Consider the following 22,378-nt stretch of genomic DNA (forward strand, 5'->3'; position numbering starts at 1 on the left):
CGACTCATTATAAGCCGTGCGTTAATTTTTTTCCACCTTTTGAACAGAATTACTGGTGAAGACCCGATTGGTCAATGCATTGACCCGCTCGATTTGGTAATTTTTCGAACCGGTGTCAACAGCTACAAACCAAGCCGGCACATAGACATTGGTTCCTCTAAATTGCAAGCTTAAGGTATAGCCCAACATGCGCCAAGCAATCTTTGATTTCGGTGGAATCCGATTGTTAATATACAAAGTCTCAATCGCATCTTGCTCTGAGTACAAGGTCATCTTTTCCCGTAATTTTTCAATGTTTGAAAGATGGGTTTGGGTGTAGCGGGTAATCTTCAAAAGGTCATCGCTATTTTCCAAGGTCAACTCCAAACGACTGGAAGGATCATTAAAAGGAATCCCTTCAAAGCTTTGGCTGGCCATAATTTCCGGATATTCCTCATCCGTCATGGACAGGGTAGGCAAATACATATACTCCGTGCCAAAGACCACGGCACCCTTTTGTTGCAAAAACTTCGTCAGTGCCGGTTCCAGATCGTCGGTATTACTCAATTTAAAACCGTCACTGACATTGCGCGTCAGTTGGTCGCCATCAATGGTAATTCCCCGTAAAAGATTGGTATCCCCAGCTTCTTGGCGAGCCTCTTTGACTGCTGCCAACAGGTCTGTTGGCTCCCCACTAAGGTAGTACCCTTCCGCTTTTTCGGTTTCCAATGGTGCATCGTATTTGATGTCGTCGGCTTTCAAGCGTTGTTCAATGGCGATTTTTTGATCAGAGGCCGCTACATTGCTAACCTCACTTTGCGCCGAGCGAAAAATACTTAACAAGAAGATATTAACCCCGAGAAAGGCTAGGAAAAAGATCCATTCGATTCGTTTAAAATCCAATCAATTTCCCTCCCCTGCAATCTTGGTCTGCAACTCTGCTGCCGAATACCACTGACCGTCATACTTGAGATACCACATGGGAATCATATCCACGATTTCATCGGCATTTTTCACATTTTGTCGCTGATAACCAATCACCATGCCTTGAAGCAAGGACTGATTGGCTCCGGCAGCCAGCAAGTTTTCAATAACGGTCTTCGTTGCCGGCAATTGAACCGTCTCCTCAGAAGGAATCGGAATCTGGATGGTATTCATACTACTTTTAATGGTAACTTGCGGTGTAGCACTTCCCGTATCCTCCAAAGTAAAGCTGACTTCGCCTTGGTATTCATCCCCAAACACGGGGAACCCTTCGGTAAAGGTCCGGTACGTAATGATATCCTTGCTTCGGTCAAAGAAGCGCAAAGAACCGATACTGGACTCCAGCCGATTCACGTAATGATAGCTTTGATCATAAATATCGTCTTCTACCTCTTCGTCTGTGGTAAATTTTCCTTGAAATTCCACGATTTGCTGTTCTTCATGCACTCGTAATGTTTCCGAGTCTCCATATAAAACCGTATCGCCACCTTCTTCACTACTCTTGACGTTTTCCGGCTTTTGGAAAAAGGCATTGCGGAACACACCGTAAGTCTGGGTGGAGGCAATGTAGCTGTACTGCTTCAAAGTAATCGGCTCATCGGAATCGTACTGCAATCCTTGGGCCCGATTTTCTCCGGTCATCTTTACCCAGCTGACCTTGGTCTCGTTTAGCGCATCTTTGACACCACTTAAATCTAAATCTAGTTTACCTTCAACAATTTGATGCTGTTTGGTATTAAGAAAGCGAATGCGCTTTTCCGCAAAATCCAGCTGAATCTTCGTAAAGTAAAGCTCTTTCCCCTCTGCTAACTTCGCTAAGTCCATGTCTAATCCAAAAATCTTCACGTACTCATAAAGCTGGAAAGCCCCAAAGTAATTCAGCTCGATGCCCTCTGAAATGTCATCCGCTTGAATAAAGGCCTCGGTGTCGCTGTAAGTACGTTCCTTAACATTGGTAACTTTTCCTTTTAAGGCTTGCTCGTGGACTTTGTCAATCAGCGTTTCCCCGGTGCCCATGCGAATATCATCTTTAGCTTTGATCCAAATCAGGCGTGTAGGCAAAAACACTTCATCTGCTTCTCGATAAGTCGTGGTGGTGACCACGTTGTTTTCCTCATCTCCTATTTGGGTGCGGGCGTCGGAGCTGAGCCAGATTTCATAGGAGAGATAAACACTTAACAGGATTAAAAAGATGAGCCCTACTCGAATGATTTTTTCCGATCGCTTCATTCCCACCAATCCTCCTCGTAAGGTTCATAAGGCAACGTAATGTAGAAGGTGGAACCACGGCCTTCTTGACTTTCCACCCAAATATTTCCCCCATGGGCTTTGATGACTTCCTTGGTGATAGCCAATCCAAGACCGGTACCCCCTTGTTTTCTAGCTCGGGCTTTGTCCACTCGATAAAAACGATCAAAGACTTTTTGCAAATCTTTTTTCGGAATCCCCAAGCCTTGGTCGGTAATACTCAATAAAATATTGTTATGGGTTTCGGATAGATGCACGGTAATCGTGCCCCCATCTGGCGAATACTTAATCGCATTGTTCATGATATTGTCGATTACTTGTATGATCTTGTCCGGATCCACTTCAGCCCACAGCTCTCTTTGGGTAAAGTCCCGGCGAATGCGGTATTTCTTGCCTTTTTCTTCGTTGTTCATAATCATATCGAAACGATCCAAAACAAAAGAAACCAATTCATTGATATTGATATATTCCAATTGCAAGTTGGATTGCTGGCTATCCATACGGGATAAGTCCAGCAAATCATTGATCATGCGAATCATCCGATCGGTTTCATCCAGAGTGACCTTCAAGAAATTCGGCGCGATTTCTTCGTCTTTCCAAGCCCCTTCACTTAACGCTTCAATGTAACTACGCATACTCGTCAATGGAGTCCTGAGTTCATGGGAGACATTGGAAACGAACTCTCGCCGTTCCTGCTCGGTCTTTTCTTGCTCGGTAACGTCGTGCATTACCGCTACTAACCCCGAAATAAAGCCCGACTCCCGGCGAATCATGGCAAAATCCGTCCGTAAAATCACCGTTCCACGATAGGGATTTTCCCGATGAATCAGCATTTCATCTGGTTTTTCTAAGAGTTTGCGCAAAGTATAGTCTTCTTCAATGCCCAAGAGTTCCAAAATAGACTCTCCGATAACCTCTTCCCCTTTAACATTCAACAAGGTCATGGCCATTTCATTGATGGAAGTGACTTTGCCTCGGCGGTCCGTGGCAATCACCCCATCGGTCATGTGGGAAAGGACACTATCCAGTCGATTACGCTCGGATTCCATGGCATCTTGAGTTTCCTCGATTCGCTCCCCTAACTGATTAAAGGTTTCCGCTAACTGGCCCAACTCGTCTTTACCGTAAACAGTGACGCGCCGACTGTAATCTCCGCGAGCGATGCGCATGGCTTGCTCCTGCATTTCCCCGATTGGCTGGGTAATGGAGCGGGCCACTAAGACCGCCACCACAATGGAAATCGCTGCGGCTAACAAGGAGGCCGTCACAAAAATAAAGGCGGTATCACGGATTTCACTGTATTGTTTTTCGATATCACTCTTCATAAACAAGGCACCCACCACCGTGTCTCCCGTGGTCGATAAAATCGGTTGCACCACGATAAAGACCCGACGATTGGTGTCCTCATCATAAGCCGTCTTAGTCAGATAGCTTAAGTCATTGATATCTTGATAGTCATTTTTCTTGCCGATCAACGTGTTGTCCGTCAAAGGTGACGCCCCCATGATGATGCCATTTGCATCCACTACCCGAATCTCGACAACGTCTGTGGAGCGACTGTTTTCGATAATGCGTTGGATATTGTCATAGGTTTCATCGGTTTCCTTTTGACCTAATTCATTGGCAAAAGAAGGGGCCAAAGCTGCCGCCTGATCCTTCATATTGTCCGTGAAATTTTTGATCGTCGAACGTTCCAATCCGCGAATAAAATACGCCCCGATAATCTCGATCGAAATCAACAGGATCAAGATAAATGCCAGGGCGATCTTAAAGTTCACCGATTGAAAAAAGCGAACTTTCTTTTTCATTTGCTACTCCTGTTCCGGATTGCGCAAGTAGTACCCTACGCCCCGTCGTGTCACTAAGTAATTCGGATGGCTAGGGTTGTCTTCGATTTTTTCCCGTAAGCGACGCACGGTTACGTCCACGGTCCGAACATCCCCAAAATAATCATAACCCCACACGGTTTGCAATAAATGTTCCCGGGTCATGACTTGGCCTAGATGTTTCGCCAAATAATGCAACAGTTCAAACTCCCGATGGGTCAATTCAATGGTACTACCGTTTTTCGTCACCATATAAGCATCCGGCAAAATGGTCAGATTGCCAATGGTCAAATCATTGTTGGCCTCTTCTTCTGCTTCTTTGGCTGCTTGTGAGCCGCGACGCAAATTCGCCTTCACACGGGCGATTAATTCCCGATTGGAAAAAGGCTTCGTCACGTAATCATCCGCGCCTAGTTCTAATCCTAGGACTTTGTCGATTTCGGAATCTTTTGCTGTCACCATGATGATGGGCATATCATAGTTTTTCCAGACTTCCCGGGCAACTTCCAAACCATCGATTTTTGGTAACATCAAGTCCAATAAGATCAAGTCTGGTTCAACTTCTTTGACCTTTGCCAAAGCTTCTTCCCCATCATAGGCTGTGTACACATCGTAGCCCTCTTTATCTAGGTTAAACTTCACGATGTCGGAAATCGGCTTCTCATCATCGACAACTAGTATCTTTTTCACAAAGAGCACCTCGTCTATTCTTTAGATTATGTCACTCATTATAACGCATTTTCACCTTGTTTTCACGAAAACCTGGATTTCGGCGGTTTTGTCGCTATACTTTCTTAAATTCTCTTCGAAAACTTTTTTACAAAAAAAGCAACGGTTCCGTCACTACTTTCCCAAAACTTGCGAAAGAGTAATCACACCGTTGCTTCTATCCTTTAATCCAATACTTGAATTCCCACACCTAATAGTCCTGGCCCCGTATGCACTACTAAAGCCGGAGAAATTTCCCCGAAGTAGCGCTCCACCGCGTTAGGCAAAAGTGTCGTCAAGCGTTCCATCATGGCTTGGGCTTCTTCCTTGGCCCCAGCATGAGCGACCGCTAAACGATACTTCTTACTACTACCAGCAAAGTCTTTCACCAACTCCAAAGACTTCGCTAAACTCTTTTTGCGTCCCCGGGATTTGGCCACAGTGTAGTAAACCCCTTCTTCGTTACAGGAAATAATCGGATTGAGTTTTAGTGCTGTACCAAAAATCGCCGTAACCAAACCAATGCGTCCGCCTTTTTGCAAGTATTCCAGAGTAGCTACATTGAAAAAGACTTTGTTCTTAAAGACTTCATTTTCTAAAGTTTGGCAAATAGCGGCAAACTCTAAACCACTATCCACTAATTCCACGGCGCGAATCGCTTGTAAGCCAGAGGCGATCCCGATATTTTTCGTATCCAAGACAAAGATTTCTAACCCATCGTAGTCTTTTGCCATCATCCGCACCATGTTAAACGTTCCCGACAGTCCACTGGAAATCGTCACAGCAATCACTTGCTCATAGCCGGCAGCTTTAATCTCATCAAAGCAAGCCACGATACTAGCTCCATCGGGTAACGAAGTCTTAGGGATTTCTTGGGGCATGCGAGCGATAACGTCTTCGGAGGTGATATCCACCTTATCCGTGTACTCTCGGTCTGGGTAAATCACTTTTAAGGGTAATGTAAAAACATCATGGGCTTCACAAAAATCCTGAGGCACATCACTGCCTGAATCGGCTAAAATTACAATTTTTTTATTCATCATGCTGGTTCTCCTTTTTTTGCAGGTAAGCAATCTCACACTCAATGGCTTTTTCTGCAAGTAATTTATTGGCAAATGATCCGGTGGCGGCTCGCACCGCTAAGTAAGCAAAAGAGCTGGCGGCCGTATCTGTCTCAGGACGCTTTCCTTGTGCCAGATTCCCCGTGCGCTTAATCGCTAACTCCGTCTCCAGACAAAAAAGATCATAGGTCTTTTGAATCCCGTCCACTTGAGCTTGGAACAAAATCCCTTCCTTGATCTCCGGAATGGTTAGCACTTGCTTCAAAATAGTGATGGCCACTAGAAAAGCCACGTGGGTCCTGTCGTAGCGCTTCTTTTTTGGAGCGGGGATCATTCCTAGTTTCACGTAGTTGTTAACCATGGATTTGGTCAGCAAATTGTGCTTTTCCGGGGGAATCACCGGAGACAAATAAACCGTCACCAAGGTCAAGACTTGATCCATATACAAGTCCAACTCCGGCAGCTCTCCCCATCGTGACAAATGAAACGTCGTCAACTTCGCGCCCCATTCCTGAAGCTTTGGATCCAAATCACTCATGCTTTCACCTTCACATTTCTATTATGAGTACATCTAGTTTTAAAAACTACATAGAGTATAGCACAAGACCTTTTAGAAAAAAAGCGCCTCCCCAAGTCTCTTTACCAAAATAAAAAGACCTACTGGCGGGGGACCAGTAGGCAGGAGTAAAAATGAAAAAGTGTTAGGGTTTGTCTTGGAATAAGACAGGTTGTTTGTTGGTACACTCGTACTATACAAACTAATTGTGAATTTTTTGTGAACAAGGTCTTGAAGCTGATTTTTTTCAGATTAGCTTTAGATTTTTTTACTTTTTGATTTTTCCCTAGCGTAATGCTAGCACCTAAAAATAAAAAGAGACACGATGGAATTAATCAAGCCCCACCACGTCTGCTTACAGTTTTTATGATAAAAAAACCATCGCGCACATTCTTTTCGAAATCTCCAAGGAGACCAAGAACGTACCGATGGCGTGGGTTTGGCACCCAATGGGCTGTGAGGGGCTCGAACCCGCGACCCGCTGATTAAGAGTCAGCTGCTCTACCAACTGAGCTAACAGCCCGTAACTTCCCTTACGAAAAGTACTTTATTATGTTAGCACTCCGAATTTGAAAATGCAAGTGAAATTCATAAAAAAAGTTCCATTAACTTAATAAAAAAGAAAGGAGATGATCCTATGCCCATCTCCTTTCTTTCTGAAAGCTAGTTTGCTACTTCACTTAAGACTTCATCTAAGTTTTGCAAAAAGAAAACCACGTCTTCTTCCGTGATTACTAGTGGCGGTTGCATGGCTAAGACGTTGCGGTTCTCCCCATTTTTGCCGACTAAAATCCCCCGGTCCTTCATTTTTTCTAAGATTTCATCAACCTCTGTCGCAGCCGGTGTCAAAGCTTCGCGGCTTGTCACCAACTCGGCTCCGACCATTAAACCTAGACCACGGACATCCCCGATTAACGCATGACGCTTTTGCAATTCTTTTAAACCGGCTTGCAATTGTGCGCCACGTGCTTGAGCGTTTTCCAAAAGTTTCGCCTCTTGCAAGTAAGTTAAGACGGCCATGCCAGCTGCGGTGGAAACGGGATTGCCCCCTAATGTGGAAGCAGATGGTCTTGTAAAGGCGGCCGCAATCTCATCGGTGGTGATGTAAGCGCCAATTGGGAAGCCATTTCCTAGAGCCTTGGCCACGGTCATGATATCTGGAACCACGCCAAAGTTTTCAATGGCAAACATTTTCCCGCTACGGCCAAAACCGGTTTGGACTTCATCCACTATCAATAAGATACCGTGTTTTTCCAAGAGTGCTTTTAACTTTTTAAAGTAGCCTGGAGTTGGCGTTACGATCCCGGCATTGCCTTGGATTGGTTCGACGATCATAGCGGCGATTTTTCCTGAGGTCCGGCGACGGATCACTCGTTCCACATCTGCGATACATTCGTCTTCAAAGGCTTCTTGGCTCTGATGTTCCTCGTGACGTCCATCGCGATAAAAATACGGATTTTTCGCAAAATGAATGCCTCCATTTGGGGTATCTGTGGTGCGCCACATGCCAATCCCAGTCAGACTCATGGTCAATTGCGTACGACCGTGCAATCCTAGATCTAAAGCGATAAATTCATGGGCCCCTGTATAGAGCTGCGCCATTAAAAGCGCCCCTTCATTGGCCTCGGTACCGGAGTTGACAAAAAAGGTCCGCTTAAGCTGCCCTGGCGTTACCGCAGCCAGCTGTTCCGCTAAGTTCACGCCGTTTTCTGTCAAATAGATATTGCACACGTGTTGCAAGTTTTGGATTTGGTTCATAACCGGATTGATGATGGCTGGGTTAGAGTGACCACAGTTCATCACCGAAACTCCCGCGTAAAAATCCAAGTATTTTTTCCCGGTGGAATCGTATAAGTACTGCATCTCCCCTTTTACGAATTCCGGCGGGTTTTGATAAAAATGATTGATACAAGGCACGAAGTACTCTTCTTTTTTGGCGATTACGCCTTCTGGTCCTAAATACATCTAACTGCTCCTTTCTTCCTTAGAAAATCAACGTTTGCAAGCTTTGTTCCTGACCGGTGTAGTCACTACATTTTTCCGCCCAACTTAAACGCTCTGATAAGGTTGCATCAACTTGGTCAGCGACTAATAATCCTTGGTACAAAGCGATAACATCCTTCAAAGTTTCCGGACTATATGTTTTGCCTTCGATCCGCAGAGCGGTTAAAGCGGTACGGCGCAGTTCCGGCACCAACACAGCGTAAGAAAAGTCTTTTGTAGGAATCAGATGGTTTTTACCGTATTGATCCACGCGAATTTTCCGGACGAAGCCATTTTCATCCGTAAGGTCTAAATTGTCGTTCTCACTATCCGGAGTCACCCAGTCTTCACTGGTTTGATGGGCCTGCGCTTTTTTAAATGAATGCTCCATGTACATCAAAGTCGGGGCTCCTTGGACGATTAATTCCGTATCTAAAGGCATTTGTTGCGGCGTGGTGGCCAGAATATTAACCGGTGCTTCAATGGACAAGGTCACAGATTCTAGGCCTTGGCTTTGGTAAAATTTGCCACTCAGATGATTGTAGACATTTAAGCCGTAGTCCCCTCGCATTTTCAACCCACTATTGCGGTAACGATGAATCTCGCCTAAGTTAGACACCAACAAACCGGTAAAGCCCCAGTCTGCTAACTGAGCCACTAAAGCATCTAAAATCCGGTACTGATTTTGATTTAACATTCGAGGTAAGACGTAGTAAACCGGAATCTTGGCAGACTGAGCTAGTGCCCCGATTTCTTGTAGTTCAGCTGCGGTCAAAGCTTGATTCGGTGCAAAGACTTCACCGGATACATAAAGACTTGCCACTCCTGCTTGAAGAGCGACTTTGGCATTGGCCAGCGTATCCACGGTTACCCGCAGTTCAGTCGCTTTTGATACGGCTGATTCTGACAATAGTTCTTGGAAGCCAGACACGACTTTTTCCACTCGTCGTGGTTTCATGACCGGCTCTTCCAGCGGGCGTGAGAAAACGCGAGGTTCTCGCTTGCCATCCAAGGCGATATTGTTACTGCCGGGCTTGCCAAAGGCGTAAGCGGTAGACAGATCTCGCACCCGGTTTTCTTCCAAATATTGAACCCGCTCTGGTGTGGTTTGATAGCCTACAGGATCGGCTAAAAAGCGATCGATGGCTTCCCCGTATAGGTTAATCAAGTCCACCAGATAGTCCGTCCCCCGCATGCGGCCTTCGATTTTATAAGAATTCACCCCGGACAAAATCAGCTCAGGAATATGCTGATACAAAGACATATCCTTCACTGCCATGGGGTAAACAAGTTCATCCGTTTGCCGGTTGTCTGCTTGATATGCCCAGCGACAAGGCTTCATACACAAGCCTCGATTGCCACTTTTCCCAAAATAAACCCCACTAGCATAACATTGAGCTCCGTGGGCAATGCACATATCTCCGTGAATAAAGTATTCGTATTCCAACTCGGGGTAGTCCCGCACAAAGTCCGCCACATCGGCTAAGCTGGCTTCCCGGGAAATCACACAGCGGGTCACACCTAGCTCTTTAGCAGAAGCCAGCATTTCCCGGCTGTGAACATTGGCCATGATGCTCAGGTGCATTTCCAAATCGATGCCTAAGTCTTTAATTAATTGCACGGCGCCGAAGTCTTGGATGATCAAAGCATCGATTTTAGTTGCTTCTAAAAAACGCAGGTAGCTTTCTGCTTGTCCTAATTCTTCGTCGGTCATCATATTGTTAAAGGTCATATAGACTTTCTTCCCTAGCTCATGGGCAATGGCCACCGCCTGAGTGATTTCTTCATTGGTGAGATTGTGCTTTGGATTGTGCATGCGCATATTGAACTGCTTGCCACCTAAATAGACGGCATCCGCGGCGCTTCTGATCACCTGTTGAAAGTCTTCAAAGGTCCCCACCGGTGCTAATAATTCAATACTGCGATCTTGGTAAACTCGTGTCATCGTTCATTTCCTTTCTGGTCCATTCAAGAACAGCGACCTGAAAAAAGGTCGCTGTGGGGTAATTATTTGAAATACACGTCAGACAAAACATCTTTTGGTTGCAAGTCTTTGGTCAACAAATCGTGCTCTTTGGCCCAAGTGAAAGCAGAAGTAATGTCTTCATCTGTGGCTTGTTCGGCATGAGTGTAATCCGGTACGGTAATTTGGTCTTTTAAGGTTTCAGGGAAGCCCACTTCATCGATGAACAATTGGATATAGTCACTCTTGTCATGGTCTTTAATGTAATCTACCGCTTCATTGTATGCTTCGTACATGCCTTTAATGGCGTCTGCTTTTTTCTCAATCACGTCTTGAGGCATCCCCATGACAAAAGGATTGATCCCGATTTTACGAGTGGAATCCAAAACTCGCAAACCGTCCGCTGTCGCCATAGTGGCAAATGGTTCTGGTAAAATCGCCGCTTGGGCTTGGTTATTTTTCAACAGTTCCAAACGAGTAGGCACCTGTGGCACTTCGCTCACATTGATGTCTTGATCCGTCAAACCAGCTTTTTCCAACATCATGGTAACTGCGTATTCGGTCCCGGTTTTTTTCGACAAAATCACGTCTTTGCCTTTCAAATCTGCCGTGGTTTTCACGCTATCGTCTCCGGTAATCAGGTCAAACTGTCCGTACGTATTCCCGGTGATCTTCACATCCATGCCGGCTTCTTGATAAATGGCAATAGCCACAAGGTCTGTCGAAACCCCGTCGACTTTCCCCGCTTGAAAGGCGGCATCCCGATCTTTCGCTGCTTTGAAGTTTTCTAATTTGATCTCTACCCCGTGGTCTTTGTCGAAGCCTTTTTCATGGGCTAAAATCAAAGGAATATTGTCCGTCGAAGGCATCACGCCTAAGGTCAAAGTTTCCACCGCTTTGTCACTGCTTGCGGCTGTTTTTTCCGCTTCTTTCCCTTCATTTCCACAAGCGCCTAAAGTCATTACTGCTAGCGCCAACAGCCCCATTGTTGTCATCCATTTCTTCATTTTGCTACCTCTTTTTCCAATTTATTCGTCCCATATCCATTTTCTTTCTTAAATAAATACATCCAAAACCCCGGCCACTAAAAAGACCAGGCTGACCACTTCATTGACATTGTAAGAAGCGATTTCCGCGTGGGCCAAATGATCCGGCCGCACCACGGCGTGTTCCACGATCAGTAAAATGCCAATAATCAGTAGGCCACCAAAATATAAGAAACCAAATTGTGGTGTGACCAAACCTACTATTACTAAACAAACAAAGGCAATGGCGTGAAACAAACGAGCGATCAAAAGCCCGTTTTTCACTCCTACTGCTGCTGGAATCGAGTGAATGCCGTAGCTTCTGTCAAAGTCCACATCCTGAGAGCCGTAAATAATATCAAAGCCGGCCACCCAAAACATATTGGCTCCGGCCAAAAACAGCGCCGTCCAAGAAAAGCTATTCGTAATGGCAATCCACGCTCCCGCCGGTGCCATGGCACACGTAAAGCCCAAGACCAAATGGCACAATGCGGTAAAACGCTTCGTATAAGAATAGCCCACCATAAACAATAATGCGATTGGCGACAAGGCCAAGGTCACCGGGCCTAATAATGCCGCCACAACTACCGTCACAACAAAACAGAAAATAGCAAACCACAGGGCTTCTTTTTGACTCATTTTCCCCTGAGGAATCTGGCGAGTGGCGGTACGGGGATTCACCTTGTCGATCTTAGCATCGATCACCCGATTAATGGCATTGGCTCCCGTGCGTGCGGCCAATAAGCCCACTAGTAGTAACGCGATTTTCCGCCAATGAAAGGCTCCTTGAGAAGCTAATAGCAAAGAGACCAAGCCAAAGGAAAAGGAAAAAATCGTATGCTGAAACATGACTAAAACGCCGTAGCCATGAAGTTTCTTGCCGAGGGTTTTAATCCAAGCCATATTCAGCCCACCGTTTCCCGACTAACTCTTTGGTCGCTTCATCCATGGTCACATCATCCGGCCACGGCCGCGTATGACCTTCTTCCGGCCATTTCCGCGTGGCATCGATACCAAGGCGAGTGCCGTAAAAAGCATGAGGAGAAGAATGATCCAAAGCATCTAGCGGCCCTTCGTTTAATACGAAATCCCGTTTAGCGTCGATATTGTTGAACACTTTCCAAGCTACTTTGGAAAAATCATGGGGATCCACGTCGTCTTCCACCACGATGATCATCTTGGTGTACATCATCTGCCCCATGCCCCAACAAGTATTCATGACCTTATGAGCATGATAAGGAAATTTCTTCTTAATCGAAACAACCACACAATTATGGAAGACTCCTTCAAACGGCATAGCCAAGTCCACAATCTCCGGTGCCATCATGCGCAATAATGGCAAGAAAACTCGTTCCGTCGCCAGCCCCATATAATCATCTTCCATAGGTGGCTGGCCCACAATCGTTGCCGGGTAGACTGCATTTTTCTTGTGGGTGATACACGTCACATGAAAGACCGGATACTGGTCTTCCAAGGAATAATACCCTGTGTGATCCCCAAAAGGTCCTTCTTCTCGCAAAGGCTCATTGACATCCACATAGCCTTCAATAACAAACTCAGACTCCGCTGGCACGTAAATATCATTGGTGATCGATTTCACCATTTTGACCGGACGCTTCCGCAAGAAACCGGCCAACATCATCTCATCGATCATTTTGGGTAATGGTGCCGTGGCGGCGTAGGTAATCGCAGGATCCCCACCTAATGCTACCGAAACCGGCATCTTCCCCCCAAGCTTGCGGTATTTTTCATAGATTTCCCGACCGTCTTTGTGCCAATGCCAGTGCATCCCCGTAGTCTTTTGGTCATAGACTTGCATGCGATACATCCCGGTATTTTGTTGCCCGGTGTCCGGGTCTTTCGTCATCACCAATGGCAAAGTGATAAACGGCCCCCCGTCTTGCGGCCAACACTTTAAAATCGGCAACTTAGTCAAATCCGGTTCGTCCATGATGACTTCCTGACAAGCACCTTTTTTCACTTTAATAGGAAAGACCGCCGCCATACGTGACAATTTTGGTAACTGACTGGCGCTCTTTAGCCAACCGCTGTAATTTCCTAGATTGATTAGGTCGGCAATTTGCTCCCCTACTTCATCCAAACTCTTGACGCCTAACCCTTGGGCCATACGTTTTTCTGAACCCATGGCATTAATCAAGACGGGAAACTGGGAGCCTTTGACATTTTCAAAAAGCAAGGCTGGTCCGTGGGCTTTGGAAATGCGGTCCGTGATTTCGGTGATCTCCAAATCCGCCGAAACCGCTGCAGTAACCCGTTTGAGTTCCCCAGCAGACTCCAATGTTGCAATAAATTCTTGTAGACTCTTATAAGCCATAGTTAGATCCTTTCCCGATTGCCAATGACTTCAGTCAACAAGGACTGACTCATCTTTGTATTTTCTATCACAAAAACAAACACGCTCATTTTATCATTAATCGGAGGGAAAAAAAACCATCTTCCATTGCCGGATAAAAGCAAGAGGCTCCAAAAAAAGACTTCCTAGGCGCGCCTACGCCTGGGAAGTCTTTTTCACTATCGATTATTAATTTTTTTCGGTATTAGATAAATCCTTCACACTGCAACTGCATTGGCAGTCTTCACAGCTAGAAGAACGGCCGGTCAGACGACTGTATAAAATCCAGCCTGCGCCCCCAAAGATCAAAATACTCAAGATTATCGTCCAAATCATTATTTCACGCCTTCTTTCGCAATCGTTGGCATGGTCAACACGCACTCTTCTTCACAAGCTGCTTTCCCTGGCTTACGAATCACAGCCCAAACCATCCCTGACAAGACTGCCATGGCACCTACTGTACCAAGGCCAAAGCTACCTCCTTCAAAGAACAGATGACCAAATTGATAAATCACCAAGCTCACGGCATAGGCCAAGCCACATTGATAGCCGATAGCACGTAAGGTCCATTTTACTTCGCCCATTTCCCGATGAATTGCACCAATGGCCGCAAAACAAGGGGCACATAGCAAGTTAAAGGCTAAGAATGAATAAGCCGCCACTGGGGTGATGGCGCTCCGCAGCGCCCCCCAGATTTCGGCGCCATTTTCGGCCACTTCATCCATCCCACCATACAACACGCCAAAGGTACCAATCACGTTTTCCTTGGCAATCAAACCGGTAATGGTCCCCACGGCTTCTTGCCAGTGGCCCCAACCAAGGGGTGCAAACAAAGGTGCAATGACGCGACCTAGATTGGCTAAAATACTTTGATCTTCCGCGACTGCTTGGAGGCGGAAATTGAAACTAGAGGCAAACCAGATCACTAAACTCGAAACAAAGATAATCGTCGCCGCATTCTTCACGAAAGACAGCCCCCGATCCCCCACTTGTTTAAAGACACTCTTAAACTGGGGCAAGTGATAGGCGGGTAATTCCATAATGAACGGTGCCGGATCGCCGGCAAAAAGACGGGTCTTTTTCAAGGCAATCCCGGATAGCACAATGGCGCCGATTCCTAAAAAGTACGCGGAAGGTGCCACCCAACTGGTATTTGGGAAAAAGGCCCCAGCAATCAAAGCGATAATCGGTAACTTCGCCGAGCAAGGCATAAACGTGGTAATCATGGCCGTCATCCGGCGATCCTTGTCGTTTTCAATCGTCCGGCTGGCCATGACCCCGGGAACTCCACAACCAGTCGCAATCAGCATGGGAATAAAGGACTTCCCAGACAGGCCTAATTTACGGAAAAACCGGTCCATAACAAAAGCAATCCGAGACATATAGCCACAGTCTTCCAAAAGGGACAAACAGAAAAACAAGACTAATAATTGAGGTAAAAAGCCGATTACAGCCCCCACACCGGCAATAATCCCATTCAAAATCAAGTCTTGCATCCAAGCAGCCACATTCCCTGCCACCAGCCAATTGCTCACATGGTTTGGTACGATTTCCCCAAAGAGCACGTCATTGACCCAGTCCGTCCCCATGACACCGATTGTTTGAATGGAAAGATAGTACACTGCCCACATGACCAAAGCAAAGATTGGCAAGGCCAAGATGCGATTGGTTACCACTTGATCGATGCGATCGGATACCGACAGCCGTAGCTCGTCTTCTTCCACAAGGCACAACTGCATCAAGCGACTGATAAATTCATAGCGTTCATTGACCAAGATGCCATCGCTAGTATCGTCGAAAAGCTTTTCCGTAATTCCGATAATTTCGGCGATTTCCTTTTGTTGCAAAGAACTAAGAGCGAGTTTTTCTTGGGTCAAAGGATCCTTTTCAAAAAGTTTAATGGCAAAAAAGCGGGCTTGCTTTTTAGGTAGCGTATTGCCCATAACCGTGATGATTTCGCTTAAAGCTGCTTCTAAGCGTTCGTCATAAGTCGGAAACTGAGGCTCTTTGGGATTTTTCAAATTACTTAAAACCTTGTGCACCCCTTGATCCAATCCCTGCTTTTTCAAGGCGCTCATACCCATCACATCGACCCCTAGGCCATAAGCTAATTTGTCTAAATTCAACTTACGCCCAGATTTTTTCACGATGTCCATCATATTGACCCCTAAAACTAAGGGCAGACCGATTTCAATCAATTGCGTGGTTAAATACAAATTTCGTTCGATATTGGAGCCATCGATAATATTCAAAATGGCATCCGGCTGATCTTGTAAAAGGTAATCTCTGGCTACGACTTCTTCTGGCGTATAGGGCGACAAGGAGTAAATCCCTGGCAAATCTTGAATAAAGACTTGTTTGTTTTTCTTCAGACGGCCGGCCTTTTTTTCCACGGTCACTCCCGCCCAGTTACCCACGTATTGGCTAGAGCCAGTTAATTGATTAAAAATACTGGTTTTGCCACAGTTGGGATTGCCTGCTAAGGCGATTTGGATTTCATTCATGGGGTGACCTCCTTTTCAACCAAGATATACTCGGCCTCACTTTTTCTAAGGGATAGCGCATAGCCTCGCAAACTCAACTCGATAGGATCTCCTAAAGGCGCCAGTTTCCGTACAGTAACTTGCACATTTTTTGTTAAGCCCATATCCATTAAGCGTCGTCTAACCGCTCCTTCCCCAAAGATGGAGACGACTTTGCCTTGATCTCCCACGGCCAAGTCACTTAAAGGCAGGACTTCAGTTTGACTGGTGACTTCTTTGACCTGAATCTGCTGCAAAACGCTTTGATCCAAGGCTAAGCGTGATTTATGTAACAAAACAATGCCGTTTGCTCCTTGGGTTTTCAATAAAATCACTTGGCTCCCTGGAATCAAACCCAAGTCTTGTAAATGCTTTTTCACTTCCGCATGTTCCGGCACCGCGGTAACTTGGTAGGTCTTATGTGGTATTGCCTCGCTTAAATTCCCCAAAATTTTTCCCCGCTTTCTCCCAAACGCAACAAATATCATCCCTCTACTAAACGGGAATGATAATTATTCTCAATAAAACTTCTGCTTTGAGAATAACGAGAAAAGCGTGGTCTGTCAATGAATTTTCCGAATTTGTAATAATTATCACATGATCTTTTAGAGGTACCAGCTTTGTGTCACCCCTGCTTCATTTCAAGCGTTGTGATTGGTGTCAGATTGCTTTTTAATTCCTAGTTCATTTTCCCAAATGTATAATCACAAAACACATAACACTATGCTGTTTTTGAAAAATACGCGGTCTATCAAGGTCTGGCAAAGCTCTTGTAGTAGAAAAATTACAGTGGCCTTCTTATTTTTATACACCACAACGTATAGTGCCTATTCTATCAACAGGACACAATATATAGTGCGTATCCTTTGACTTCCCACCCAAGATGGCTATACTAAAGAATACCAAGACCTAAATTGGAGGACGAACTCATGGAGATTACTTTATATTCAAAAAATAACTGTATGCAATGCAAATTAACCAAACGTTTTTTAGCGGAACATCAGATTCCCTTTAGCGAGATTAACATCGACGAACAACCGGAAGCCGTGGAAAACTTGAAATCAGCAGGCTATCGTTCCGTACCGGTCTTAACGACGAAAAATACAGCAATCGTCGGTTTCCGTCCGGAAGAATTGAGGCAGCTTGTTTCTTAAGTCGCTGTTTCTATTGCGTTCCCACAGACACAAGAGGTTGGGGCAATCTTGTCCCAGCCTCTTTTTTACCGGATTTGCCGGCTTAGATTATGGAAATGAGGGATTACAATGAGTCTGAAAACATTAAAAGATGTCAGCTATTATAAATTAAACAACGAAATCAATCGCCCGGTAAACGGTCAAATTCCTTTGAACAAGGACAAGGAAGCACTGGCGGCCTTTTTAGCCGAAAACGTGCAACCGAACACCAAACAATTCGCCAATACCCAAGAAAAACTGGCCTATTTGGTCAAAGAAGACTTTCTCGAAGCGGAATTTTTAGCTCAATACACGCCGGAATTTTTGGATCGGCTCTACGCCTTTTTAGAGGAGCAAAATTTCCAGTTCAAATCCTTTATGGCGGCTTATAAGTTCTATTCCCAATACGCATTAAAGACTAACGATGGCACCCAATACTTAGAGGGCTACGAAGACCGGGTCGCGGTGAATGCGTTGTACTTTGCCGCGGGCGATGAAGAATTAGCCATGAGCTTAGCCGACGAAATGATTCACCAACGTTATCAACCAGCTACCCCTTCTTTTTTAAATGCCGGCAGAAAACGCCGGGGGGAATTGGTTTCTTGTTTTCTGATTCAGATTACCGATGACATGAACTCCATCGGCCGGGGCATTAACAGCGCCTTGCAGCTGTCTCGAATCGGCGGTGGCGTAGGGATTACCCTATCCAACTTACGGGAAGCCGGAGCGCCGATTAAAGGGTACGAAGGCGCCGCAAGTGGTGTCATGCCGGTGATGAAACTCTTTGAGGACAGCTTTAGTTACTCCAACCAATTAGGCCAACGTCAAGGGGCCGGCGTAGTTTATCTGAACGTCTTCCACCCGGATATCATCAACTTCCTTTCTGCTAAAAAAGAAAATGCCGATGAAAAAATCCGCGTGAAGACCTTATCCCTGGGCGTTTTGGTGCCGGATAAATTTTATGAATTAACGGCACAAAATAAAGACATGTACCTCTTTAGCCCATACAGCGTGGAATTGGAATACGGCATGCCGTTTTCTTACGTGGACATTACCAAGGAATACGACAACTTAGTCGCCAACCCGAAAATTCGCAAGACCAAAATCAAGGCCCGGGATTTGGAAAATGAAATTTCCAAATTACAACAGGAATCCGGCTACCCTTATATCATCAATATCGACACGGCTAATAAAAACAATCCAATCGACGGTAAGATCATCATGAGCAATCTCTGCTCGGAAATCTTGCAAGTACAACGACCTTCTGTAATCAATGGCCGCCAAGAATACGAAGTGCTAGGTACCGATATTTCTTGTAACCTCGGCTCCACTAATATCGTCAATTTGATGGACAGTCCCGATTTCGGTAGCTCTGTGAAAAGCATGACCCGTGCGTTGACCTATGTGACGGATCACTCCGACATCGACGTGGTGCCGTCGATTGCCCAAGGAAACCAAGAAGCCCACACCATCGGCCTCGGTGCCATGGGCCTGCATACGTATTTTGCGAAAAATCACATTGAATACGGCTCACCAGAATCCATCGAGTTTACGGACATTTACTTTATGTTGCTGAATTACTGGACTTTGGTAGCTTCCAATGAAATTGCCCAAGAGAAAAACGAATCTTTCGTCGGCTTTGAAAAATCCCAATACGCGGACGGTAGCTACTTCGACAAGTATACTTCTGGCCAACACTTGCCTCGTTCACCAAAGGTCAAAGAACTCTTTGAGGGGATCTTCTTACCTAGTGGTGCAGACTGGCAAGCGTTGAAAGAAAAAGTCCAAGAAACTGGACTGTACCACCAAAATCGCCTGGCCGTAGCACCGAATGGCTCTATTTCCTACATTAATGACACTAGTGCTAGCTTGCATCCTATCACCCGGATGATTGAAGAACGACAAGAAAAGAAAATTGGTAAGATCTACTACCCTGCCGCTTACTTGTCCAATGACACACTGCCTTATTACAAGTCCGCTTACGACATGGATATGCGCAAAGTCATCGACGTCTACGCCGCAGCCCAAGAACACATCGACCAAGGCATGAGTTTGACCTTGTTCTTACGCTCGGAAATTCCAGCCGGTTTGTACGAATGGAAAACCAAGACCAATAAGCAAACTACCCGGGATTTGAACATCTTGCGCCATTACGCTTTCCACAAGGGCATCAAGTCGATTTATTACGTACGGACCTTCACAGATGATCAAGAAGAAATCGGAGCCAACCAATGCGAAAGCTGTGTCATTTAAGCTCAGGCAACTAGCTACGAACAAAAGGCCTGACAAGGAGGAGAAACATGAGTACCTATTACAAAGCGATTAACTGGAATGAAATTGAAGATATTATCGACAAATCCACTTGGGAAAAACTAACCGAGCAATTTTGGTTGGATACCCGGATTCCTTTATCCAATGATTTAGACGACTGGCGCAGTTTAACTCCTGCGGAAAAAGATTTGGTCGGCAAGGTCTTCGGAGGCTTGACCTTACTGGATACCGTACAGTCGGAAAGCGGCATGGATCAATTGCGCAAAGACGTACGGACTCCTCATGAAGAAGCCGTCTTGAACAATATCCAGTTTATGGAGTCGGTTCACGCCAAGAGTTACTCCTCGATTTTCTCCACCTTAAATACTACGAAGGAAATCGCGGAAATCTTCGAATGGACCAATACCAATGTCTACTTGCAAAAAAAAGCCGAGCGCATCAATGAAATCTACAAAAACGGGACCCCTTTGGAAAAGAAAATTGCCAGTGTCTTTTTGGAAACTTTCTTATTTTACTCCGGCTTTTATACCCCGCTGTATTATTTAGGGAATAACAAACTAGCCAATGTGGCGGAAATCATCAAACTGATCATTCGAGACGAAAGTGTTCACGGCACGTATATTGGCTACAAGTTCCAATTAGGCTTTAATGAACTGCCGGAAGATGAACAAACAAAGCTAAAGGACTGGCTCTACGACTTATTGTACGAGCTTTATGAAAATGAAGCTTTGTATACGGAAGCTTTGTACGATGAGATTGGCTGGACGGAAGAAGTCAAAACCTTCTTGCGCTACAATGCCAACAAAGCGCTGATGAACCTCGGACAAGATCCGCTCTTCCCCGATACCGCCGATGATGTCAATCCAATCGTTATGAACGGGATTTCCACCGGCACCTCAAACCACGACTTCTTTTCCCAAGTGGGGAATGGCTACTTGTTAGGAACCGTGGAAGCCATGACGGACGAAGATTATCAATTTTAAGCATCTAAGCGTACTAAAAGCTGCCGCAATCTTTCCTTGAAGGAAGCTCGCGGCAGCTTTTTTAGTATTTTATCCTATGATACACTAGAGTCAAATTCTTACCTAGTAGAAAGGAGCCCAGCTGTGATTTTCTTTTACTTAGCCTTGTTTGGGTTAATCGGCACGAGTATCTTGGCGTTTTTTAGTAACATTGCCGGTTGGCTCACCAAAAGCGGTGCACTGACTATGGTGGTTTTGGGTACCGCAATTTTCACCTTGTCACCGGAAATGACCTTTTATCTGGCACTGTTTTTTGCCAGTAGCTACGGTATTCAGGCCCTTAAAAAGCAATTACACACTGAGCTCGCCAGTGACAAAAATGGCCCCCGGGATGCTTGGCAAGTCTTAGCCAACTGTGGCCCTTTGCTGCTGTTTTTATTAATAGAACTCTGGACCAACGACCCGCGCTTTGCCTTGTGTCAAATCACCGCCATTGCAGCCGCTACCGCCGATACCTGGTCGTCAGAAATCGGTGTCTTAAGCAAACGCCCTCCGCGACTACTCTTTTCACTGAAACCCGCGACTGCCGGATTGTCCGGTGCCGTGAGTCTTTTGGGTACTTTGGCAGGTGTTGCTGGCAGCGGCTTAATCGCTTGTTCTTGGGGAGTGCTCCACTGGCTCTTTGCACTTAAAACGCCCTTCTCCTATGGATTAGTCTTACTGCTAGGTTTTGCCGGGACGCTGATTGATAGTTTGTTAGGTGCATTCTTGCAAGTGAAATATCGCACTGCCACCGGCAAACTGACGGACAAAGCTCACACTGGGCAACAGCCGAATGCCTACGCAAAAGGTCTGCCTCATTTCACCAACGACGGGGTGAATTTTGTCACAGGCGTCTTAACCGGAGTATTCGCTTTTTTGATTCAATAATCTGATGCTACAAAAAAACGCCGAGGAGCATCCTCAGCGTTTTTTTTCGTTTTTATTTTATAGTTTTGCAGCGGCTGCATCGTCGACAATTACGATGACATCGTCGTGGTTTTGCAAGGCAGATGCGGGTACATGATTGGTCACAGGACCTTTCACCATGCCGTAAATCGCTTCGGCTTTGTCTTCCCCAAAGGCCATTAAAATGATTTGTTTGCCTTTCATAATGGAAGCAATCCCCATGGAAATCGCTTTGGTTGGCACGTCTTCTACTTTATCGAAAAAGCGTTTGTTGGCTTCAATAGTGGATTCAGTTAAGTTTACCACGGCAGTTGTACCATTTAAGTCTGCTCCTGGTTCGTTAAAGCCGATATGGCCGTTACGACCAATCCCTAGAATTTGGATATCCACTGGATGAGCATCGATAATCGCATCGTAGCGTTGGCATTCTGCTTCAAGATTTTCTGCTTTGCCGTTTGGTACAAAAGTTTCTTTAAATGGCTTTTGATCAAACAGGTTGTCATTCATAAAGTGGCGATAGCTTTGTTCATCCTCAACGCCTAGTCCTACATATTCGTCCAAATTAATTGAGGTCATGTTTGAAAAATCCAAGTCGCTGCCGGTCATTTGGCGATACAAAGGAATTGGTGTGCTGCCGGTAGCCAAACCTAATGTTTGAATGCCTTTGTCCATCCCCGCTTTAATTAGTTCAAATGCTTTTTCTCCGCCTGCTTGTGCATCTTTCACCCGAATGATTTCCATATTCAGCCCTGCTTTCTTGTTTTTGGTATAGCCCAATTATAGCACGCTTTTTTTTCAGGTGCAATTGTCTAGACCA

19 protein-coding genes and 1 tRNA gene are annotated in these 22,378 nt (G+C 45.5%); 4 read left to right on the forward strand and 16 right to left on the reverse strand.

From position 1 onward, the window contains the following. Positions 1–21: 21 nt before the first annotated feature. The 15 genes from I579_RS01225 to I579_RS01290 all read right to left on the reverse strand — a co-directional run bounded on the left by I579_RS01225 (position 22) and on the right by I579_RS01290 (position 16,696). Positions 22–882: a two-component system regulatory protein YycI gene (locus tag I579_RS01225; protein WP_010753022.1), complete on the reverse strand. Its 861-nt coding sequence runs from the start codon at positions 880–882 to the stop codon at positions 22–24. Next, positions 883–2,193, reverse strand: a complete 1,311-nt coding sequence (locus I579_RS01230; protein WP_010753021.1) for a YycH family regulatory protein — start codon at positions 2,191–2,193, stop codon at positions 883–885. Further along, positions 2,190–4,019 (reverse strand): cell wall metabolism sensor histidine kinase WalK, encoded by a 1,830-nt coding sequence (gene walK, locus I579_RS01235; protein ID WP_010753020.1) that lies wholly within the window; start codon positions 4,017–4,019, stop codon positions 2,190–2,192. The genes I579_RS01230 and walK overlap by 4 nt, the downstream gene beginning before the upstream one ends. Positions 4,020–4,022: 3 nt before the next feature. Next, positions 4,023–4,727 carry a response regulator YycF gene (yycF, locus tag I579_RS01240; RefSeq protein WP_010753019.1) on the reverse strand — a complete coding sequence of 235 codons (705 nt, stop codon included), beginning with the start codon at positions 4,725–4,727 and terminating at the stop codon, positions 4,023–4,025. A gap of 203 nt (positions 4,728–4,930) precedes the next feature. Beyond that, positions 4,931–5,785, reverse strand: coding sequence for a DegV family protein (locus tag I579_RS01245; protein ID WP_010753018.1), 855 nt, complete (start codon positions 5,783–5,785; stop codon positions 4,931–4,933). Then, on the reverse strand, positions 5,778–6,344 hold the full coding sequence (locus I579_RS01250; RefSeq protein ID WP_010753017.1) for a DUF1836 domain-containing protein: 567 nt from the start codon (positions 6,342–6,344) through the stop codon (positions 5,778–5,780). The genes I579_RS01245 and I579_RS01250 overlap by 8 nt, the downstream gene beginning before the upstream one ends. Before the next feature lie 468 nt (positions 6,345–6,812). Then, a tRNA-Lys gene (locus I579_RS01255) sits at positions 6,813–6,885 on the reverse strand. 140 nt (positions 6,886–7,025) lie between these two features. Then, positions 7,026–8,327 carry an aspartate aminotransferase family protein gene (locus tag I579_RS01260; protein ID WP_010753016.1) on the reverse strand — a complete coding sequence of 434 codons (1,302 nt, stop codon included), beginning with the start codon at positions 8,325–8,327 and terminating at the stop codon, positions 7,026–7,028. A gap of 19 nt (positions 8,328–8,346) precedes the next feature. Further along, a complete protein-coding gene (locus I579_RS01265) occupies positions 8,347–10,290 on the reverse strand; it encodes a peptidase U32 family protein (RefSeq protein ID WP_010753015.1) in 1,944 nt (647 codons plus the stop codon). A 62-nt stretch (positions 10,291–10,352) separates the two neighbouring features. Beyond that, positions 10,353–11,315, reverse strand: coding sequence for an ABC transporter substrate-binding protein (locus I579_RS01270; RefSeq protein ID WP_010753014.1), 963 nt, complete (start codon positions 11,313–11,315; stop codon positions 10,353–10,355). Between the two features lie 48 nt (positions 11,316–11,363). Next, the gene (locus tag I579_RS01275) at positions 11,364–12,236 is read right to left on the reverse strand and encodes a 4-hydroxybenzoate octaprenyltransferase (RefSeq protein ID WP_010753013.1); all 873 of its coding nucleotides are present in this window, start codon (positions 12,234–12,236) and stop codon (positions 11,364–11,366) included. Continuing rightward, positions 12,223–13,668 carry a menaquinone biosynthesis decarboxylase gene (locus tag I579_RS01280; RefSeq protein WP_010753012.1) on the reverse strand — a complete coding sequence of 482 codons (1,446 nt, stop codon included), beginning with the start codon at positions 13,666–13,668 and terminating at the stop codon, positions 12,223–12,225. The genes I579_RS01275 and I579_RS01280 overlap by 14 nt, the downstream gene beginning before the upstream one ends. A 207-nt stretch (positions 13,669–13,875) precedes the next feature. Next, a complete protein-coding gene (locus I579_RS12745) occupies positions 13,876–14,022 on the reverse strand; it encodes a hypothetical protein (protein WP_010753011.1) in 147 nt (48 codons plus the stop codon). Then, complete coding sequence (feoB, locus tag I579_RS01285) at positions 14,022–16,190, reverse strand: ferrous iron transport protein B (protein WP_010753010.1); 2,169 nt, start codon at positions 16,188–16,190, stop codon at positions 14,022–14,024. Before feoB ends, I579_RS12745 begins: the two co-directional genes overlap by 1 nt. Further along, complete coding sequence (locus I579_RS01290; RefSeq protein ID WP_010753009.1) at positions 16,187–16,696, reverse strand: FeoA family protein; 510 nt, start codon at positions 16,694–16,696, stop codon at positions 16,187–16,189. Before I579_RS01290 ends, feoB begins: the two co-directional genes overlap by 4 nt. A 441-nt stretch (positions 16,697–17,137) precedes the next feature. Between I579_RS01290 and nrdH the strand changes: the two genes are divergently transcribed. From nrdH to I579_RS01310, 4 genes are all read left to right on the forward strand, one after another. Then, entirely contained in the window at positions 17,138–17,362 is a 225-nt protein-coding gene (gene nrdH, locus I579_RS01295) for a glutaredoxin-like protein NrdH (protein ID WP_010753008.1), read from the forward strand. Between the two features lie 108 nt (positions 17,363–17,470). Next, the gene (gene nrdE / locus I579_RS01300; protein ID WP_010753007.1) at positions 17,471–19,633 is read left to right on the forward strand and encodes a class 1b ribonucleoside-diphosphate reductase subunit alpha; all 2,163 of its coding nucleotides are present in this window, start codon (positions 17,471–17,473) and stop codon (positions 19,631–19,633) included. Between the two features lie 47 nt (positions 19,634–19,680). After that, a complete protein-coding gene (gene nrdF / locus I579_RS01305; protein WP_010753006.1) occupies positions 19,681–20,634 on the forward strand; it encodes a class 1b ribonucleoside-diphosphate reductase subunit beta in 954 nt (317 codons plus the stop codon). A gap of 123 nt (positions 20,635–20,757) precedes the next feature. Continuing rightward, complete coding sequence (locus I579_RS01310; RefSeq protein ID WP_010753005.1) at positions 20,758–21,543, forward strand: DUF92 domain-containing protein; 786 nt, start codon at positions 20,758–20,760, stop codon at positions 21,541–21,543. Between the two features lie 57 nt (positions 21,544–21,600). Here the strand turns inward: I579_RS01310 and I579_RS01315 are convergent, their stop codons facing one another. After that, the gene (locus tag I579_RS01315; protein ID WP_010753004.1) at positions 21,601–22,302 is read right to left on the reverse strand and encodes a glucosamine-6-phosphate deaminase; all 702 of its coding nucleotides are present in this window, start codon (positions 22,300–22,302) and stop codon (positions 21,601–21,603) included. Positions 22,303–22,378: the final 76 nt, after the last annotated feature.

Origin of the sequence: Enterococcus asini ATCC 700915 (assembly GCF_000407365.1) — a bacterium.
GTDB lineage: Bacteria > Bacillota > Bacilli > Lactobacillales > Enterococcaceae > Enterococcus_C > Enterococcus_C asini.

What these genes read in the sequence shown, in the direction of transcription:
- nrdH (WP_010753008.1), top strand. Translation starts at nt 17,138, where the DNA reads ATGGAGATTACTTTATATTCAAAAAATAACTGTATGCAATGCAAATTA.
- I579_RS01260 (WP_010753016.1), bottom strand. Translation starts at nt 8,327, where the DNA reads ATGTATTTAGGACCAGAAGGCGTAATCGCCAAAAAAGAAGAGTACTTC.
- I579_RS01230 (WP_010753021.1), bottom strand. Translation starts at nt 2,193, where the DNA reads ATGAAGCGATCGGAAAAAATCATTCGAGTAGGGCTCATCTTTTTAATC.
- I579_RS01290 (WP_010753009.1), bottom strand. Translation starts at nt 16,696, where the DNA reads ATGATATTTGTTGCGTTTGGGAGAAAGCGGGGAAAAATTTTGGGGAAT.
- feoB (WP_010753010.1), bottom strand. Translation starts at nt 16,190, where the DNA reads ATGAATGAAATCCAAATCGCCTTAGCAGGCAATCCCAACTGTGGCAAA.
- I579_RS01265 (WP_010753015.1), bottom strand. Translation starts at nt 10,290, where the DNA reads ATGACACGAGTTTACCAAGATCGCAGTATTGAATTATTAGCACCGGTG.
- I579_RS01270 (WP_010753014.1), bottom strand. Translation starts at nt 11,315, where the DNA reads ATGAAGAAATGGATGACAACAATGGGGCTGTTGGCGCTAGCAGTAATG.
- I579_RS01280 (WP_010753012.1), bottom strand. Translation starts at nt 13,668, where the DNA reads ATGGCTTATAAGAGTCTACAAGAATTTATTGCAACATTGGAGTCTGCT.
- I579_RS01245 (WP_010753018.1), bottom strand. Translation starts at nt 5,785, where the DNA reads ATGAATAAAAAAATTGTAATTTTAGCCGATTCAGGCAGTGATGTGCCT.
- I579_RS01250 (WP_010753017.1), bottom strand. Translation starts at nt 6,344, where the DNA reads ATGAGTGATTTGGATCCAAAGCTTCAGGAATGGGGCGCGAAGTTGACG.
- I579_RS01315 (WP_010753004.1), bottom strand. Translation starts at nt 22,302, where the DNA reads ATGGAAATCATTCGGGTGAAAGATGCACAAGCAGGCGGAGAAAAAGCA.
- walK (WP_010753020.1), bottom strand. Translation starts at nt 4,019, where the DNA reads ATGAAAAAGAAAGTTCGCTTTTTTCAATCGGTGAACTTTAAGATCGCC.
- nrdF (WP_010753006.1), top strand. Translation starts at nt 19,681, where the DNA reads ATGAGTACCTATTACAAAGCGATTAACTGGAATGAAATTGAAGATATT.
- I579_RS01275 (WP_010753013.1), bottom strand. Translation starts at nt 12,236, where the DNA reads ATGGCTTGGATTAAAACCCTCGGCAAGAAACTTCATGGCTACGGCGTT.
- nrdE (WP_010753007.1), top strand. Translation starts at nt 17,471, where the DNA reads ATGAGTCTGAAAACATTAAAAGATGTCAGCTATTATAAATTAAACAAC.
- I579_RS12745 (WP_010753011.1), bottom strand. Translation starts at nt 14,022, where the DNA reads ATGATTTGGACGATAATCTTGAGTATTTTGATCTTTGGGGGCGCAGGC.